The following is a 15231-nucleotide window of genomic DNA, read 5'->3' as shown; positions in this document are numbered from 1 at the left end:
GGGTTGGCCGCTGCCGGCAAAGGGACGGTGCGATGGTGGCACTGTACGATTCGACAAGGGCGGCGGCCACCCGGATGCGACGAAGCGCGTTTTGGCGCGCCTGAACTGCGGTGGGAGCTGATAAAGCGATGTGGTGAAGGGACCCGGCGCGCGTCGAACGACGCGCTGCCGGGTTGGCTCGTCAGAGCGGGCGGACCGGAATGCAGAGGTCGCAGCGCATGGCCCCGGTTTCCGGATCGACGGCCGTTTCGGGGCGGAAGATTTCAAGGCATGGGCGGTCGTCGCATTGCAGGCCGCTCGACGGCAGCCAGTTGCGCGTCATCCAGGTCCACGCATCGGCGATGCCGGCCGGCTCTCCCGTGAAGGCGGCGCGCGCATAGCGGCCGCCGGGCAGTGTGGCGATATCGGCCGCGCCAGTGTCCGTGAAGTCTTCAGGCAGGGCGACACAGGCGTCGTAGCGGCATTTGTCTGCAGGCGTCATGCTGGGATCGTCGTAGCCGATGCCAATGCAGAGCGGCGCTTCCAGGCCGCGCGACTGCATCCACGGTGCGACGACGGTGCGCCAGAACGAGGTGATACCCGGTCCGTACGGACCGATATGGCGAAAATACGCGACGCGGACGGCGGGCAGGTCGGTGATGACGACTTCCATGGTGAGGTTTCCTGTCATGTTGTTGGAAACATCATCGTCGCGCATCGGCGGCTGCCCTGCCTGATCCGGATTGCCGAGCAACTGATCAGGATTGCTGTGGTGGCCGAGCGCCTGCGCGGCGAGGCGCCGCGGCGTATCGCGCCGCCATTCGCTTGGCGTGCGGCCGAACTTCGCCTTGAACGCGCGTGCGAATGCCTCACCGGAGCCGAAACCCGTCGCCAGCGCGGTTTCCAGCACGGTTTCGACCGGGCCGCAGCTGAGCCGGAACGCCGCTTTCTCGAGGCGCCGGCGGCGCAAATAGTCGCCCAGCGTCTCGCCCATCCAGGCGTGGAAGATGCGGTGAAAATGGAAGCGCGAAAAATTCGCCACGTCCGCCAGCTGGGCCAGCTCCAGCGGCTGGTCCAGGTGGGCATCGATGTAGTTCAGGACGCGCGTCATGCGCCGCGCATATTCGTCACGCGGGGACGCGAAAAGGGGAGCGTTCATATTTTCATTATAGCAACGGCGCGCGGGCTGTTTCAGGCGCGGCAGCGCGATATGTCGGCCAGTTGGCGTAAGGCAAGAATGCGCCATCGCTGCGCCTTGTACTGTTGAGGTCGCACAAGTGCGTATTGGACCAGCCCGGCAAGAATGGCCAGATGGACCAGTCAGAGAAATTCCCCACGCCCGCGCAGCTCGCCGCGCCAGCGGCGCTTCCGGCCCAGGAAGCGCTGGGCTGGATCACGCGCCTGGTGGCCGCGCTGGAGCTGATGCCCGGGGTCGCCGTCTGCAGTATCGACCGGGCCGGCGTCGTCCGGTTCTGTAACCAGGCCTGCGCGCGCTTGTGCGGCGTGACGCCGCAGCAGGCCGTCGGCCGCCGGCTCGATGAGCTGCTGTCGCGCGGCGAACGCGAGGCCGAGCACGCCGCCCTGCTGGAAGCGGTCTGGCAGACCGGGCGCCACGGCCCGGCCGGCGACTGGATCGTGCGCGCCGCCGACGGCCGCGAGCACTGGGTCTGCTCGACCAAGCTGCCGATCTTCCAGGGCGAGCTGGGACAGGTGTTCTGCATGGACGTCGACATCACGGCGCGCAAGCACGCCGAGCGCACGCTGACCCTGGCGGCCCAGGTGTTCGAGAACAGCCGCGACGCCATCCTGCTGACCGACAGCCAGCGCCGCATCATTTCCGTCAATCGCGCCTATGGCGGCATCACGGGCTTCGACGCCTGCGAGGTGCTGGGCCGGCCCTTGACGGTCTCGCGTGCCGGCGTCGAGGACGAGACCTTCCTGCGCGAGGTGTGGAACCAGATCGAGGTGCTCGACCACTGGCAGGGCGAGACCTGCTCGCGCCGCCGCGACGGCGAGGTGTTCCCGGCCTGGCTGTCGCTGACGGCGATCCGCGACGGCCAGGGCCAGGTCAGCAACTACATGGCGATCCTGTCCGACATCACGGAGCGCAAGCGCAGCGAGGAGCACACGCGCCACCTGGCCGAGCACGACTTCCTGACCGACCTGCCGAACCGCGTGCTGCTGCTGGACCGGCTGTCGCTGGCGCTGTCGGCGGCGCGCCGCAAGGGCAGCATGCTGGCGATCCTGTTCCTCGACCTGGACCGCTTCAAGCCGGTCAACGACACCCTGGGCCACCAGGTCGGCGACGCCCTGCTGCGGGAAGTCGCGGCGCGGCTGTTGAAATGCGTGCGCAAGGTCGATACCGTCAGCCGCCAGGGTGGCGACGAATTCGTCGTCATCCTGGCCGACATCGGCGGCATCGACCATGCGGCCCACGTGGCCGAGGCGGTCCGCCAGGCCATCGGCCAGCCATACCGGATCGGCGAACACGAACTGCACATCTCGGCCTCGATCGGCGTCAGCATCTTTCCCAGCGATGGCGACGATATCGACACGCTGATCCAGAACGCCGATGTCGCCATGTACCACGCCAAGGAGGGCGGCCGCGACGGCTTCCGCTTCTTCAGCGCGGCGATGAACCAGCGCATCGTCGAACGCGCCACCTTCGAGAATGGCCTGCGCCGCGCCCTGGATGAGCAGCAGTTCGAGCTGGTGTTCGAGCCGGAGCTGGACGTGCGCAGCGGCGTGCTGGTGGGCGCCGAGGCGCTGGTGCGCTGGCGCCATCCGGAACTGGGCCTGCTGGCGCCGGAGCGCTTCCTGGACGTGGCCGAGGAGGCCGGGCTGATGGTCCCGATCGGCAACTGGGTCATGCGCGAGGCGTGCCGGCACGCGCGTGCGTGGCACGACGAGGGCCACCAGGTCGGCGTCGCCGTCAACCTGTCGCCGGCGCAGTTCCAGCAGCGCGACCTGCTGGAACAGGTACAGGCGGCACTGGATGAAGCGGGACTGGAAGCGCGCTTCCTGGAACTGGAGCTGACCGAAGCCATCCTCATGCAAGGCGGCGCCGGTGTGGCCGACACCTTGCGCGGCCTGCGCCAGCTGGGTGTGCGGCTGTCGCTGGACGACTTCGGCACCGGCTGGTCGCGCCTGGGCCAGTTGAAGGACTACCCGATCGACAAGCTGAAGATCGCCCAGGCGTTCCTGGCGGGCGGTTTCGATCCGACCGTGATCCGCACCATCATCGCGATGGCGCGCAGCATGGACATGACAGTGATCGCGGAAGGCGTCGAAACGGCCGAGCAGCTGGAGTTCCTGCGCGGGCAGGGCTGCGACCAGTACCAGGGCTATCACGCCGTGGCGGCGGCCCGCGCCAGCGGCCAGGCTTCAGTGCTGCATTGACGCTCAGCCGTACAGGCGCAAGCGCACCAGCACCTGGCCGTGGTCGGACGCCTCCGGCTTGGCCAGCCGCAGATGGTCGTTGAAGTAGCTCACGTCCAGCACCTCGCCGATCGCGCGCGGCGAATCGCCGGTGAATTCCTCCGAGACCAGCACGTGATCGATGGTCGAATAGCGGCCCTCGTGGATGTTGGTGTAGCCCACGTGGCGCAGCGGGTCCTGGCTGCGCTGGATGCGGTGGCAGTCGTACAGGCGGCCGCGCCGCTCCTCGCTGGCCGCGCCTTCGCCGCCATAGGTGCCGCCATTGCCCAGCACGATCGTGGTCGTGACAGCGTCGGCCGTGTCGTTGAAATCGCCCAGCACCACGCAGGGCCGGCGCGTTTCGCGCATCATCTTCGACAGCAGCACGCGCAGCGCCACCGCCTCGGTGCCGCGCCACACCAATGAGCGCAGGCTCGCCATCGCGTAGTGCAGCGGATCGGCGCCGCTGTCGCCGTTGCGATAGTCGGGCCGGCGCGATTTCAGGTGCACGACGAACACGTCGACGATGCGCTCGCCCGGCAGCAGCACCTGCGCGTGCAGCGGCGCGCGCGCGAAGCGGTCGGAGTCAAGGCTGCCGGAGTCGCATGGCACGTCCGCGGGAAAGGCGGGGTAGGCGGCCGCCGGCGCCGCCAGCGGCAGGCGCGAGACCAGTGCCACGCTGGGCGTCAGGCGGGTCGCCTGCGGGTCCGGATCGAAGCCGGCATGCAGCGCCTCGCGGTATTTGCGGGTGCGGGCCAGCACGTCGCGCAATGCCGCCTGCGAGAAAATCTCCTGGAAGCCGATCACGTCCGCGTCCAGTTCATCGAGCTGGCGGGCGATCCAGCTGGCCTTCGCTTCGTACTCCTCCGGGCTCAGGGGCGCAAGGTTGTCGTACAATTTCGCGCCCGGCGGCGCCAGGTTGCAGACATTGAAGGTGGCAAAGCGAATTTCTTGCTGCATAATTAGAAACTCCCATGAGAGACCCGGGCCCGTGGCCGGTGCCCAGTCTCCTTTCATTACGGTTAGCGTATCACGGCATGGCAAAGAAAGAGCACATTTCAGAAACGCCCGCGACCGCGCTGCTGCGCAAGCACCACGTGGCCTTTTCCGAACACCCTTACGAGTACGAGGAGCATGGCGGCACCGCCGTCTCGTCGCAGGCGCTCGGGGTCGACGAGCACCACGTCGTCAAGACGCTGGTCATGCAGGACGAAGCCGCCAAGCCATTGATCGTGCTGATGCACGGCGATTGCAAGGTCTCGACGAAGAACCTGGCCAGGAATATCGGTTGCAAATCCGTGGAGCCGTGCAGGCCGGAGGTGGCCCAGCGCCATTCGGGCTATATGGTGGGCGGCACGTCGCCGTTCGGCACGAAAAAGGCCATGCCGGTGTACGTGGAGGAATCGATCCTGGCGCTGGAAACCATTTATATCAATGGCGGCCGGCGCGGCTACCTGGTCGGCATCCGGCCGCAAATCCTGCTGGACGTGCTGGGCGCCAGACCGGTGCACTGCGCGCTGGCCGATTGATGGGCTCTGCTGTATAGTCGGCAGCCGGCCGCGGCCGGCCATAACAATATTAGGAATTTCGGGGAAATGAATACTCTTCTGTTGACGATCGCCGCCTATCTGATCGGCTCGATCTCTTTTGCCGTCGTGGTCAGCAAGATCTACGGCCTGGACGATCCGCGCACCTACGGCTCCGGCAATCCCGGCGCCACCAACGTGCTGCGCAGCGGCAGCAAGGGTGCCGCCATCTGGACCCTGATCGGCGACGCCTTCAAGGGCTGGCTGGCGGTCTGGCTGACGATGCACTTCGCGCGCGAGCTGCAGGTGGACGACGCCACCATCGCGCTGGTGGCGCTGGCCGTCTTCATCGGCCACCTGTGGCCCGTGTTCTTCCGCTTCGTCGGCGGCAAGGGCGTGGCCACCGCGCTGGGCGTGCTGCTGGCGCTCAATCCCTGGCTGGGCCTGGCCACGCTGGTCACCTGGCTGGTGGTGGCCTATGCGTTCCGATACTCGTCGCTGGCGGCGCTGATCGCGTCGCTGTTCGCGCCGTTCTATTATGGGCTGCTGTTCGGCGTCGAGCCGCAGTTCTTCGCCGTGCTCCTGATGAGTGCCCTGCTGATCTGGCGCCATGCCAAGAACATCGGCAACCTGATCGCCGGCAAGGAAAGCCGCATCGGCAGCAAGAGCAAGGAAAAAGCGGCGACGGCCGCGAAGAAGAAGTAAGGCGCTTGTAAATCGGGCGGCTGTCCTCACCATGGAGGGATGGCCGCCGCCGGCGACATCTCTTTCCGAAAGGCCGCCATGACGACTCCCGTCCGTATCGACTTCGTTTCCGACGTTTCCTGCCCCTGGTGCGCGATCGGCTTGCGTTCGCTGGAAACGGCGCTGGAACGCATCGGCCCCGACATCGCCGCCGAGATCCACTTCCAGCCCTTCGAACTGAACCCCAACATGGGACGCGAGGGCCAGGACATCACCGAACACATCACGGAAAAGTACGGTTCCACGCCCGAGCAGCAGGAGCAGTCGCGCGCCATGATCCGCCAGCGCGGCGCCGATGTGGGCTTCACCTTCGCCATGGACAAGCGCAGCCGCATCTACAACACCTTCGACGCGCACCGCCTGCTGCACTGGGCCGAGGGCACGGGCCGCCAGAAGGAGCTGAAGCACGCGCTGCTCGAGGCCTATTTCACCAACGGCGAAGACCCCAGCTCGCACGACACGCTGCTGCGCGCGGCCGAGAAGGCCGGCCTGGACCTGCGCGCCGCGCAGGACGTGCTGGAGTCGGACCGCTACGCGGAGGAAGTGCGCGAGATCGAGGGATTCTGGCAGCAGCACGGCATCCATTCGGTGCCGGCCGTGATCATCAACCAGCGCCACCTGATCTCCGGCGGCCAGCCGCCCGAGCTGTTCGAGCAGGCGCTGCGCCAGATCGCCGCGGGTGCGTAAGCGGGTCAGGGCGGTTTTCCCGCCCGGGCCATTTGCGCTACACTGCCCGCACATATCGACCCGAGAGAGCGCATGGCCGCCGCAGAACAGATTTTCCCCACCTTTCCCCAGCCGGCGGACGAGCAGGCCAGGCTGGCCGCACTGCACCGCAGCGCGGCATTGGACCATGCGGCCGGTCCCGATTTCCTGTTCCTGACCGAGCTGGCGGCGCGCCTATGTGGCGTGCCTTACGCCTTTATCGCGCTGGTGGACGCGGAACGGACCTGGACCCGCGCCTGCGTCGGTCTGCAGCTCGATTCGCTGCCGCGCAGCCAGTCGTATTGCGCCTGGACCGTGCTGGGCGAGACGCTGACCGAATTTCCCGACACCTTGGCCGACCCGCGCAGCGCCGGCCTGGCGCTGACGACGGCGGCGCCGTTCGTGCGCCGCTACAGCGCCGTGCCGCTGCGCACCAGCGAAGGCCATCCGATCGGCACCTTGTGCGTGCTGGACAGCCGCCCAGGCGGCCTGACGCCGGAGCAGCGCGACATGCTGGCACGCCTGGCGCGGCAGGTGATCGCCCTGATCGAGGCGCGCGCCAACGAGGCGGCGTTGCGCCAGTCGCTGCAGCGGCTGGAGGAGCTGGCCACGACCGATGAGCTGACCGGCCTGCACAACCGCCGTTCGCTGCTGCACCGGCTGAAGTTCGAGGTGGCGCGGGCGCGGCGTTTCCGCGCGCCGCTTGCGGCCGTGATGATCGACCTGGACCACTTCAAGCGCGTCAACGACGAGCATGGCCATGCGATGGGCGACAAGGTGCTGGCCGCCATCGGCAAGCTGATACGGGACAACGTGCGCGTGATCGACGTGGCCGGCCGCTACGGCGGCGAGGAACTGTGCGTGCTGCTGCCGAACACGCCGCGCGAGGGCGCGCTGAAGATGGCCGAAACGCTGCGTGCCCGCGTCGAGGCGCTGGTGCACATGGATGGCGCGCGCCGCGTGCCCGTCACCGCCAGTTTCGGCGTCGGCGCCTTCGATCACATGGGGGTCGACGATGCCGACAGCCTGCTGCGCGCCGCCGACGAAGCGCTGTATCGTGCCAAGCAGAATGGCCGCAACCGCGTCGAATAACCGAACCACCAAGGAGAACACCATGCCGAAAGCCGTCTGGAACGGCGCCGTCATCGCCGAGGCGCCGGAAAACGAGATCGAAATTGTCGAGCACAATGTGTATTTCCCGCTCGAGCGCGTCAAGCGCGAATACCTGAAGGACAGCAGCCACACGACGATGTGCCCGTGGAAGGGCGTGGCCAGCTATTACGACGTGGAGGTGGACGGGCAGGTCAACAGGAACGCCGCGTGGTATTACGCCACGCCGTCCGAAGCCGCCAAGGCGATCAAGGGGCGGGTGGCGTTCTGGCATGGGGTGGAAGTGAGCCATTGACCCGGGCGCGGCGTTTATGCCGTCTTGCGCCCGTCCGATGGTGTTCTTGCTGCTTCACGCCCTAGCCGAAAAACGAATACACGATATAGCCCAGCGAGGGGATGAGGACCAGTGTCCCCTCGTCCTTGGTCGTAAAGTACGCACCGCGGGACTTGGCGGCGGCGACGATTCTTGCATGGTCGCCATTGCTGAGTCCTGAACATATCATCCACGAGCCTTCGCTTGTCCAATCCGGCGGGAGAGGTGTTTCCTGCCACTCTGCGTACCGATAGTAATGCTCACCTGGATGCCCCCGTCCTTGGGTTGCTCCAGCCAGAAACTTGAGCCCATCCTTCTTGATCAGCGCCAGCGTCTCGTCGGACAGTTTGAAGACAATCGTTCCGCACCCCTCCCTGAATCCGGTCTCGTCATAAGTCGATATGGGATAGGTAATGCCAATTTTCTCCGGTATCGCCTTCCTGTACCAGATGTACTGAAATACCTCGTTCGCAATAATGGGAAACGCGACCATGATCCCGACAATAAAACAGGCCCGTTTTACCGACAGGGCGCGCGCCGCCGAGAAAGACAGGAGAGAGATAATTCCGGCAAGGACAGAAAGAGGGACAAAAATGAATAGCATGGGATCTGGACCTGGCGACTGGCCGCTCCTGGCCGAAAGCGGCCAGTCACAATGGATCAGTGTACGGTGTTGCTGCAGCCAGGACAAGCGACCGGCTTGTCCGGCATTCTCGTAGCGCGCATCGACCTTCGCATTGAAGAAGGGCGCCTGCCCCGGCTGTCGGTTACCATGCCGCAATGGACAATATCACCCATTCCTTTGTCGGCCTCGGTGTCGGCGAACTGGTGCAGCGCTCGCTGCCCGCCGAAACCGACCCCGCGCGCCAGCGCACCCGCCACCGCCTGCTGCTGACGGCGTGCGCGGCCGCCAGCAACTTCCCCGACCTCGACCTGTTCCTGACCCACCTGCTGCCTGCGCCGCTGGGCTACCTGCTGCACCACCGCGGCCATACCCACACCCTGCTGTACGCGCTGCCGCAGGCCCTGTTGCTGCTGGCGCTGTTGTGGGCCTTGTGGCCGAATGCGCGCCGGCTGCTGCGCGACAGTGGGCCGGCGCGCCTGGGCCTCGGGCTGGCGGTCGCGCTGGGCTTCGGCCTGCACCTGTCGATGGACTTTTTGAACTCGTACGGCGTGCATCCGTTCTACCCGTTCGATCCGCGCTGGTTCTACGGCGACATGGTCTTCATCGTGGAGCCCGTGTTCTGGATCGCCTTCGGCGTGCCGCTGGCGCTGGCGATCGCGCTGCGTTGGCTGCGCGGCATCGCGCTGGGCGGACTGGCGGCGTTCGTGCTGGGTGCCACGTGGCGCGGCTACCTGGACTGGCACTCGCTGCTGGCCTTGTTCATCATCGGCGGCGCCATCGCGGCGTTGCGCGTCACGCGCCGGCACAGCCGCCGCTCGCTGGCGCTGGCCGCCGCAGTGGCGATCGGCTTCATTGCCGTGCAGGGCGCCGCGTCCACGCTGGGGCGCCAGCGCATCACGGTCGCGCTGCAGGCCATCGACCCGGCCGCGCGCGTGCTGGACGTGGCAATGACGGCTTACCCGGCGCAGCCGCTGTGCTGGTCGTTCGTGTCGATCGAGTCGAACGAGGCGGCCGGCCAGTACCGGCTGCGGCGCGGGCTGCTGAGCCTTGCGCCCGAGCTGATGCCGCCGACCAGTTGTCCGGGCGGTTTTGCCGACCCGACGGCGAGCGACGTGCCCGCCCCGGGCATCGCGCTGGCGCCTGCATGGCAGGGCGACCTGGCGCTGCTGCGCGCGCTGGCGCAGAGCGACTGCCACGTCAACGCCTGGCTGCGTTATGCGCGCATGCCGGCCGTGACCAGCGCGGTGGCCAGCGACCTGCGCTATGCGGCCACGCCGCGCGGTAACTTGACCACCTTGCCGATCGAGTCGTCACGCACGCCGTGCGCGAACGTACCGCACTGGGGATATCCGCGCGCCGACCTGCTGGGTGCTGCGCTAAGATGACCGCCATGTCCGCCCAGATGCAACCCGATCCCGATCCCACGCCGGCCGTGCACACGACCGACCCGCAGCAACGCCTGGGCAAACCGGACGGCGGTTGGCGCGCCCGGCTGTACGAGATCATCTTCGAGTCGGACACCCGCAAGGGCCGCGCCTTCGACCTGGCCCTGATCGCCGCCATCCTGCTCAGCGTGCTGGCGGCTGTGCTGACGTCGATCGAAGCCATCGCCCGCACGCACGCGGACTGGCTGATCGCGGCGGAGTGGTTCTTCACGATCCTGTTTTCCATCGAATACATCGGCCGGCTCGTCTGCGTGCGCCGCCCGCTGCGCTATGCCGGCAGCTTTTTCGGCGTGATCGACCTGCTGGCGATCCTGCCCAGCTACGTTTCGCTGTTCCTGCCCGGCGCCCACGTGCTGCTGGACGTGCGCATCCTGCGCCTGCTGCGCATCTTCCGCATCCTGAAGCTGACCTTGTACATCCAGGAGTACAGCATGCTGGGCGATGCGCTGCTGGCCAGCCGCCGCAAGATCCTCGTGTTCCTGTCCGTCGTGTTCCTGATCGTGTTCCTGCTGGGGACCGTGATGTACGTGGTCGAAGGTCCGGCGCACGGCTACACCAGCATTCCGGTCGGCGTCTACTGGGCCATTTCCACCGTGACGACGGTCGGCTTCGGCGACCTGGTGCCGAAGACGGACATCGGCCGCGCCATCGCCTCGTTCATGATGCTGCTGGGCTGGGGCATCCTGGCCGTCCCGACCGGCATCATCAGTTCCGAGATCACGCACCAGCGCGGCGTGCGCCTGCTGGCGGGCCGTTCCTGCACCCGCTGCATGACGCGCGGCCACGAGGCGACGGCGCGCTACTGCAAACAGTGCGGCAAGGCCCTGCCGGCGCTCCCTGAATAATGGACCGGCTGCACGGGATGACGGTGTTTGTCGCCGTCGCCGAGGAGCAGGGCTTTGCCGCGGGTGCGCGGCGCCTCGGCTTGTCGCCGGCGGCCGTGACGCGCGCCGTGGCGGCGCTCGAGGAGCGTCTCGGTGTGCGCCTGCTCGAACGCAGCACGCGCCACGTGCGCGTGACGGAGGCGGGCCAGCGCTACCTGGACGACTGCCGCCGCCTGCTGGCCGAGCTGGACGAAGCCGACGAGGCGGCGGCCGGCCTGAACGCCGCGCCGCGCGGGCTGCTCGCCATCACGGCACCCGTGCTGTTCGGGCGCATGTACGTCATGCCCGGCATCGTCGACTACCTGCGGCGCTATCCGGACACGGAGGTGTCCGCCGTGTTCGTCGACCGCGTGACGAACCTGCTGGAAGAGGGCTACGACGTGGCGGTGCGCATCGGCGAGCTGCCCGACTCGGGCCTGCGCGCGCTGCGGGTGGGGCAGGTGCGGCGCATGATCTGCGCGTCGCCGGATTACCTGGCGCGGCACGGCGCGCCGCGCAACCCAAGCGATCTGGCGTCCCATACGATCGTCGCCAGCACGGGTGCCAGCACGCAGCCGGAATGGCGTTTTCGTGAAAACGGCGGCGTGCGCGGCTACCGCGTGCGCCCGCGCCTGACGGTCACCAGCAACGACAGCGCCATCGAGGCGATCCGCCAGGGCCTGGGCCTGGCACGGCTGCTGTCTTACCAGGTGGCGCCGCTGCTGGCGTCCGGCGCGCTGGTGCCCTTGCTGGAGCAATTCGAGCTGCCGCCCGTTCCCGTGAATATCGTGCACCGCGAAGGACGGCACGGCACCGCGCGGGTGCGTGCGCTGATCGACCTGCTGGTGGCGCGGCTGCGCGGCGACCCCGCGCTGGCCTGGACTGTAGCCTGAAGGCAACCGAAATTTGCCAACGGGGTGGTAATGGCATGCAAATTGCTGGTACATTGTCTGTATAGACAATTCGAGGAGACCGGCAATGAACCAATCCGTTGACGACCATAATTCGACCCAGGCACCACAGCGTCCATCCAAACCGTTGCGCAGCGAGCGCATGGCGGCGCGCGGCGTCGACCTGAAGAAAAAGCACGTGCGCACCGGCGCCGTGGCCGCGGGTGGCCTGCTGGCCCTGGTGGGCCTGGCGGCAATGTTGTTGGGTAGCTGATCCAGGCGTTCCAAGCTGCGCCCGCGGGGCGTGTCAGACGACTTTCAGTTCGTCCAGCGGCCAGCGGGGCCGCACATTGAAGCTGTAATCGCGTTGTGCCGCCTGGGGATTGATGGACAGGCGCATGGCGCCCGCGAAAGCGATCATCGCGCCGTTGTCGGTGCAAAACTCCAGCTCCGGGTAATACACGCGGAAGCGTTTCTTGGCGGCCGCCGCGTTCAGCGCGGCGCGCAGCTGGCTGTTCGCGCCCACGCCGCCGGCGATGACGAGGCGCTTCAGGCCCGTCTGCTTCAGGGCGGCCACGCATTTCGCCACCAGCACGTCGACGATGGCGTCGACGAAGCCGCGCGCGATATTGGCCTTGTCCTGCTCGCACACATTGGCGGCACCGCTGTTCTTCACCACCGTCAGCACGGCCGTCTTCAGGCCGGAGAAGCTGAAGTTCAAATCCTTCGAATGCAGCATCGGGCGTGGCAGCTTGTAGGCCGTCGGGTCGCCGAATTCGGCCAGGCGCGAGATGGCCGGGCCGCCCGGATAGCCGAGGCCCAGCAGCTTGGCGGATTTGTCGAAGGCCTCGCCGGCGGCATCGTCCAGGGTCTCGCCCAGCAGCTCGTACTGGCCGACGCCGTCCACCCGCATCAGCTGCGTGTGGCCACCCGAGACCAGCAGCGCGACAAACGGGAACTCGGGCGGATCGGACGCCAGCAGAGGCGACAGCAGGTGGCCTTCCAGGTGGTGCACGCCCAGCACGGGTTTATCCAGCGCCAGGCCCAGGCTGCAGGCGATCGACGAGCCGACCAGCAGCGCGCCGGCCAGGCCGGGGCCTTGCGTGTAGGCGATCGCGTCGATGGCTTGCGGCGCGATGGCGGCACCTTGCAGCGTCTGCTGCAACAGGGGGATGGCGCGGCGGATATGGTCGCGCGAGGCCAGTTCCGGCACCACGCCGCCGTACTCCTCGTGCATCGCCACCTGCGAATACAGGGCATGGGAGAGCAGGCCGCGCTCTGTGTCATACAGGGCCAGGCCGGTTTCGTCACAGGAGGATTCGACGCCGAGAACGATCATGGGGAATGCTGCAAAGGATTTGGGCAATCCGCCATTGTAAAGGAAACCCGGAAAATGGGGACAGACCCCATTTTCCGGGCAACTTTTCCTTTTACGGCCGGCCGCGCAGCTCGGCGTCGGCCGTGCGCAGCATCTGCGCCGTGGTTTCCCAGTCGATGCAGGCGTCCGTCACGGAGCAACCGTACTTCAGCTCGGACAGGTCGGCCGGAATCTTCTGGTTGCCGGCCTCGATATTCGATTCGATCATCACGCCCACCAGCGACTTGTTGCCGTGCACGATCTGGTTGATCACGTCCGTCATCACCAGCGGTTGCAGTTCCGGCTTCTTGTAGCTGTTCGCGTGCGAGCAGTCCACCACGATATTGGCCGGCAGCTTGGCCTTGGCCAGCGCCTGCTCGGCGATCGTCACGGAGACGGAGTCGTAGTTCGGGCGGCCGTCGCCGCCGCGCAGTACCACGTGGCCGTAGGCATTGCCGCGCGTGCGCACGACCGAGACGTTGCCTTCGCTGTTAATGCCCAGGAAGGCGTGCGGATTGGCCGCGGACAGGATGGCGTTGATGGCGATGCTGATGTCGCCGTCGGTGCCGTTCTTGAAGCCCACGGGCGTGGACAGGCCGGACGACATCTCGCGGTGCGTCTGCGATTCCGTCGTGCGCGCGCCGATGGCGGTCCAGGCGATCAGGTCGCCCAGGTACTGCGGCGAGATCGGGTCGAGCGCCTCGGTGGCGGTCGGCAGGCCCAGCTCGCACACGTCCAGCAGGAACTGGCGCGCCTTTTCCATGCCCACGTCGACGCGGAACGAATCGTCCATATACGGATCGTTGATATACCCCTTCCACCCGGTCGTCGTGCGCGGCTTCTCGAAATACACCCGCATCACCAGCAGCATCGTGTCCTTTACTTCTTCCTGCAGCGCTTTCAGGCGGCGCGCATAATCCAGGCCGGCGACAGGATCGTGGATCGAGCAGGGGCCGACGACGACGAACAGGCGCTTGTCCTTGCGGTCGAGGATGTTGCGCAGGTCTTCGCGGCCTTTCGTGACCGTGTCCGAAGCGGCTTGGGTCAGCGGCAGTTTCGCGTGCAGGTCGGCCGGGGTCGGCATTGCCGCGAACGAGGTGACGTTAATATTTTCGAGATCGGGTGCAATCATGGTTGTGTCTGCTTCTAGCGTGTTTTCTCCAGGGGATCGAATAGTGTAGCCGAAATAATGTAAGCTGTTTGACATGACTATCGAATCCACCCTGACGGCATTCCCTACCGCGCACTTCATCAAGGAAATCGGGCGCGGCCAGAAAGGCGCTCGCAGCATGAGCCGCGACGATGCCCACAACCTGTACCGCGCGATGCTGGAAGGCCGCGTTTCCGACCTCGAACTGGGTGCCATCCTGCTGGCGATGCGCATCAAGGGCGAGTCGGTCGACGAGCTGGCCGGCTTCCTCGACGCCGCCGAAGCCTCCTTCCCGCCGCTGCGCGCGCCGGCCGGCGAGTTCGTCCCGGTCGTCATCCCCAGCTACAACGGTGCCCGCAAGATGGCCAACCTGACGGCGCTGCTGGCGCTGCTGCTGGCCCGCGCCGGCGTCCCCGTGCTGGTGCATGGCGTGCCGGACGATCCGGGCCGCATCACGACCGCCGAAGTCTTCGCCGGGCTGGGCGTCCACGCCGCACCCTCGCACGAAGCCGCCGAAGCGGCGCTGGCCGATGGCCACGTCAGCTTCATCACGATCGACGCGCTGGCACCCGAGCTGGCCCACATGCTGTCGCTGCGCCGCGTGCTGGGCGTGCGCAATTCCACGCACACCCTGGTAAAGATCATGCAGCCCTTCGCCGGCCCGGCCTTGCGGCTGGTGTCGTACACGCACCCGGAATACCTGGAAACGCTGGGAGAATATTTCACCACGGCGGCACCGCATGAACGTGGCGACGCCTTCCTGATGCGCGGCACGGAAGGGGAGACGGTGGCAAACGCCACCAAGGCGCAGAAGATCGACTGGTTCCACGACGGCGAGCGTACCGTCCTGGTCGAACGCCAGATGATCGCCGAACACCTGCCGGCGCTGCCGGAAGACAAGAGCGCGGCATCCACGGCCGCCTGGATCCGCGCGGTACTGGACGGCGCGATCCCGGTCCCCGACCCGATCGCCCAGCAGGTCGGCCACGTCATCGACACGGCCCGCGCGCTGCGCCAGCGCCACCCAGCCTAACCACAGCCCAGCCCGTGTCCCACCGCGGGGTCAGTCACCAAAACGGGACACGAGCGCGGCAGTAAAAGCGACGC

General features: G+C 66.9%; 16 protein-coding genes. 11 read left to right on the top strand and 5 right to left on the bottom strand.

All coding sequences use genetic code 11. The annotated features are described in order from the left end of the window. Positions 1 to 181 precede the first annotated feature (181 nt). Positions 182 to 1138: a GyrI-like domain-containing protein gene (locus E7V67_022755; GenBank protein WUR12493.1), complete on the bottom strand. Its 957-nt coding sequence runs from the start codon at positions 1136 to 1138 to the stop codon at positions 182 to 184. A gap of 152 nt (positions 1139 to 1290) precedes the next feature. On the opposite strand from E7V67_022755, the gene E7V67_022750 reads away from it, so the two are divergent. After that, the gene (locus tag E7V67_022750) at positions 1291 to 3378 is read left to right on the top strand and encodes an EAL domain-containing protein (GenBank protein ID WUR12492.1); all 2088 of its coding nucleotides are present in this window, start codon (positions 1291 to 1293) and stop codon (positions 3376 to 3378) included. A gap of 3 nt (positions 3379 to 3381) precedes the next feature. Here E7V67_022750 and E7V67_022745 read toward each other — a convergent pair whose 3' ends face one another. Further along, positions 3382 to 4356, bottom strand: a complete 975-nt coding sequence (locus tag E7V67_022745; protein WUR12491.1) for an endonuclease/exonuclease/phosphatase family protein — start codon at positions 4354 to 4356, stop codon at positions 3382 to 3384. Positions 4357 to 4433: 77 nt separating this feature from the next. Between E7V67_022745 and ybaK the strand changes: the two genes are divergently transcribed. The 5 genes from ybaK (at position 4434) to E7V67_022720 (ending at position 7776) form a co-directional block, all read left to right on the top strand. Next, positions 4434 to 4925, top strand: a complete 492-nt coding sequence (gene ybaK / locus E7V67_022740) for a Cys-tRNA(Pro) deacylase (GenBank protein ID WUR12490.1) — start codon at positions 4434 to 4436, stop codon at positions 4923 to 4925. A 66-nt stretch (positions 4926 to 4991) separates the two neighbouring features. After that, positions 4992 to 5627 (top strand): glycerol-3-phosphate 1-O-acyltransferase PlsY, encoded by a 636-nt coding sequence (plsY, locus tag E7V67_022735; protein ID WUR12489.1) that lies wholly within the window; start codon positions 4992 to 4994, stop codon positions 5625 to 5627. Between the two features lie 78 nt (positions 5628 to 5705). After that, positions 5706 to 6353, top strand: coding sequence for a DsbA family oxidoreductase (locus E7V67_022730; GenBank protein ID WUR12488.1), 648 nt, complete (start codon positions 5706 to 5708; stop codon positions 6351 to 6353). A gap of 72 nt (positions 6354 to 6425) precedes the next feature. Then, entirely contained in the window at positions 6426 to 7463 is a 1038-nt protein-coding gene (locus E7V67_022725) for a sensor domain-containing diguanylate cyclase (GenBank protein WUR12487.1), read from the top strand. A 22-nt stretch (positions 7464 to 7485) separates the two neighbouring features. Beyond that, positions 7486 to 7776: a DUF427 domain-containing protein gene (locus E7V67_022720; protein WUR12486.1), complete on the top strand. Its 291-nt coding sequence runs from the start codon at positions 7486 to 7488 to the stop codon at positions 7774 to 7776. Between the two features lie 61 nt (positions 7777 to 7837). Here the strand turns inward: E7V67_022720 and E7V67_022715 are convergent, their stop codons facing one another. Next, on the bottom strand, positions 7838 to 8398 hold the full coding sequence (locus tag E7V67_022715; GenBank protein WUR12485.1) for a hypothetical protein: 561 nt from the start codon (positions 8396 to 8398) through the stop codon (positions 7838 to 7840). Between the two features lie 176 nt (positions 8399 to 8574). Between E7V67_022715 and E7V67_022710 the strand changes: the two genes are divergently transcribed. From E7V67_022710 to E7V67_022695, 4 genes are all read left to right on the top strand, one after another. After that, a complete protein-coding gene (locus tag E7V67_022710; GenBank protein ID WUR12484.1) occupies positions 8575 to 9804 on the top strand; it encodes a metal-dependent hydrolase in 1230 nt (409 codons plus the stop codon). A 5-nt stretch (positions 9805 to 9809) separates the two neighbouring features. Next, on the top strand, positions 9810 to 10709 hold the full coding sequence (locus E7V67_022705; protein WUR12483.1) for an ion transporter: 900 nt from the start codon (positions 9810 to 9812) through the stop codon (positions 10707 to 10709). Continuing rightward, the gene (locus E7V67_022700; protein ID WUR12482.1) at positions 10709 to 11620 is read left to right on the top strand and encodes a LysR family transcriptional regulator; all 912 of its coding nucleotides are present in this window, start codon (positions 10709 to 10711) and stop codon (positions 11618 to 11620) included. The genes E7V67_022705 and E7V67_022700 overlap by 1 nt, the downstream gene beginning before the upstream one ends. 85 nt (positions 11621 to 11705) lie before the next feature. Beyond that, positions 11706 to 11891 carry a hypothetical protein gene (locus E7V67_022695; protein WUR12481.1) on the top strand — a complete coding sequence of 62 codons (186 nt, stop codon included), beginning with the start codon at positions 11706 to 11708 and terminating at the stop codon, positions 11889 to 11891. Positions 11892 to 11924: 33 nt separating this feature from the next. Here the strand turns inward: E7V67_022695 and tsaD are convergent, their stop codons facing one another. Continuing rightward, a complete protein-coding gene (tsaD, locus tag E7V67_022690; protein WUR12480.1) occupies positions 11925 to 12956 on the bottom strand; it encodes a tRNA (adenosine(37)-N6)-threonylcarbamoyltransferase complex transferase subunit TsaD in 1032 nt (343 codons plus the stop codon). A 91-nt stretch (positions 12957 to 13047) separates the two neighbouring features. Further along, positions 13048 to 14106: a 3-deoxy-7-phosphoheptulonate synthase gene (locus E7V67_022685; protein WUR12479.1), complete on the bottom strand. Its 1059-nt coding sequence runs from the start codon at positions 14104 to 14106 to the stop codon at positions 13048 to 13050. Between the two features lie 73 nt (positions 14107 to 14179). Here E7V67_022685 and ybiB point away from each other — a divergent pair, with 73 nt between their 5' ends. Beyond that, on the top strand, positions 14180 to 15157 hold the full coding sequence (ybiB, locus tag E7V67_022680; GenBank protein ID WUR12478.1) for a DNA-binding protein YbiB: 978 nt from the start codon (positions 14180 to 14182) through the stop codon (positions 15155 to 15157). Positions 15158 to 15231 lie beyond the last annotated feature (74 nt).

The sequence above is a fragment of the [Empedobacter] haloabium genome (assembly GCA_008011715.2).
Classification (GTDB): Bacteria; Pseudomonadota; Gammaproteobacteria; order Burkholderiales; family Burkholderiaceae_D; genus Rugamonas; species Rugamonas haloabia.
Note: the sequence above shows the minus strand (reverse complement) of the source record. Positions and strands in the feature narration are given on the sequence as shown.

What these genes read in the sequence shown, in the direction of transcription:
- E7V67_022755 (WUR12493.1), bottom strand. Translation starts at nt 1,138, where the DNA reads ATGAACGCTCCCCTTTTCGCGTCCCCGCGTGACGAATATGCGCGGCGC.
- E7V67_022750 (WUR12492.1), top strand. Translation starts at nt 1,291, where the DNA reads ATGGACCAGTCAGAGAAATTCCCCACGCCCGCGCAGCTCGCCGCGCCA.
- E7V67_022745 (WUR12491.1), bottom strand. Translation starts at nt 4,356, where the DNA reads ATGCAGCAAGAAATTCGCTTTGCCACCTTCAATGTCTGCAACCTGGCG.
- ybaK (WUR12490.1), top strand. Translation starts at nt 4,434, where the DNA reads ATGGCAAAGAAAGAGCACATTTCAGAAACGCCCGCGACCGCGCTGCTG.
- plsY (WUR12489.1), top strand. Translation starts at nt 4,992, where the DNA reads ATGAATACTCTTCTGTTGACGATCGCCGCCTATCTGATCGGCTCGATC.
- E7V67_022730 (WUR12488.1), top strand. Translation starts at nt 5,706, where the DNA reads ATGACGACTCCCGTCCGTATCGACTTCGTTTCCGACGTTTCCTGCCCC.
- E7V67_022725 (WUR12487.1), top strand. Translation starts at nt 6,426, where the DNA reads ATGGCCGCCGCAGAACAGATTTTCCCCACCTTTCCCCAGCCGGCGGAC.
- E7V67_022720 (WUR12486.1), top strand. Translation starts at nt 7,486, where the DNA reads ATGCCGAAAGCCGTCTGGAACGGCGCCGTCATCGCCGAGGCGCCGGAA.
- E7V67_022715 (WUR12485.1), bottom strand. Translation starts at nt 8,398, where the DNA reads ATGCTATTCATTTTTGTCCCTCTTTCTGTCCTTGCCGGAATTATCTCT.
- E7V67_022710 (WUR12484.1), top strand. Translation starts at nt 8,575, where the DNA reads ATGGACAATATCACCCATTCCTTTGTCGGCCTCGGTGTCGGCGAACTG.
- E7V67_022705 (WUR12483.1), top strand. Translation starts at nt 9,810, where the DNA reads ATGTCCGCCCAGATGCAACCCGATCCCGATCCCACGCCGGCCGTGCAC.
- E7V67_022700 (WUR12482.1), top strand. Translation starts at nt 10,709, where the DNA reads ATGGACCGGCTGCACGGGATGACGGTGTTTGTCGCCGTCGCCGAGGAG.
- E7V67_022695 (WUR12481.1), top strand. Translation starts at nt 11,706, where the DNA reads ATGAACCAATCCGTTGACGACCATAATTCGACCCAGGCACCACAGCGT.
- tsaD (WUR12480.1), bottom strand. Translation starts at nt 12,956, where the DNA reads ATGATCGTTCTCGGCGTCGAATCCTCCTGTGACGAAACCGGCCTGGCC.
- E7V67_022685 (WUR12479.1), bottom strand. Translation starts at nt 14,106, where the DNA reads ATGATTGCACCCGATCTCGAAAATATTAACGTCACCTCGTTCGCGGCA.
- ybiB (WUR12478.1), top strand. Translation starts at nt 14,180, where the DNA reads ATGACTATCGAATCCACCCTGACGGCATTCCCTACCGCGCACTTCATC.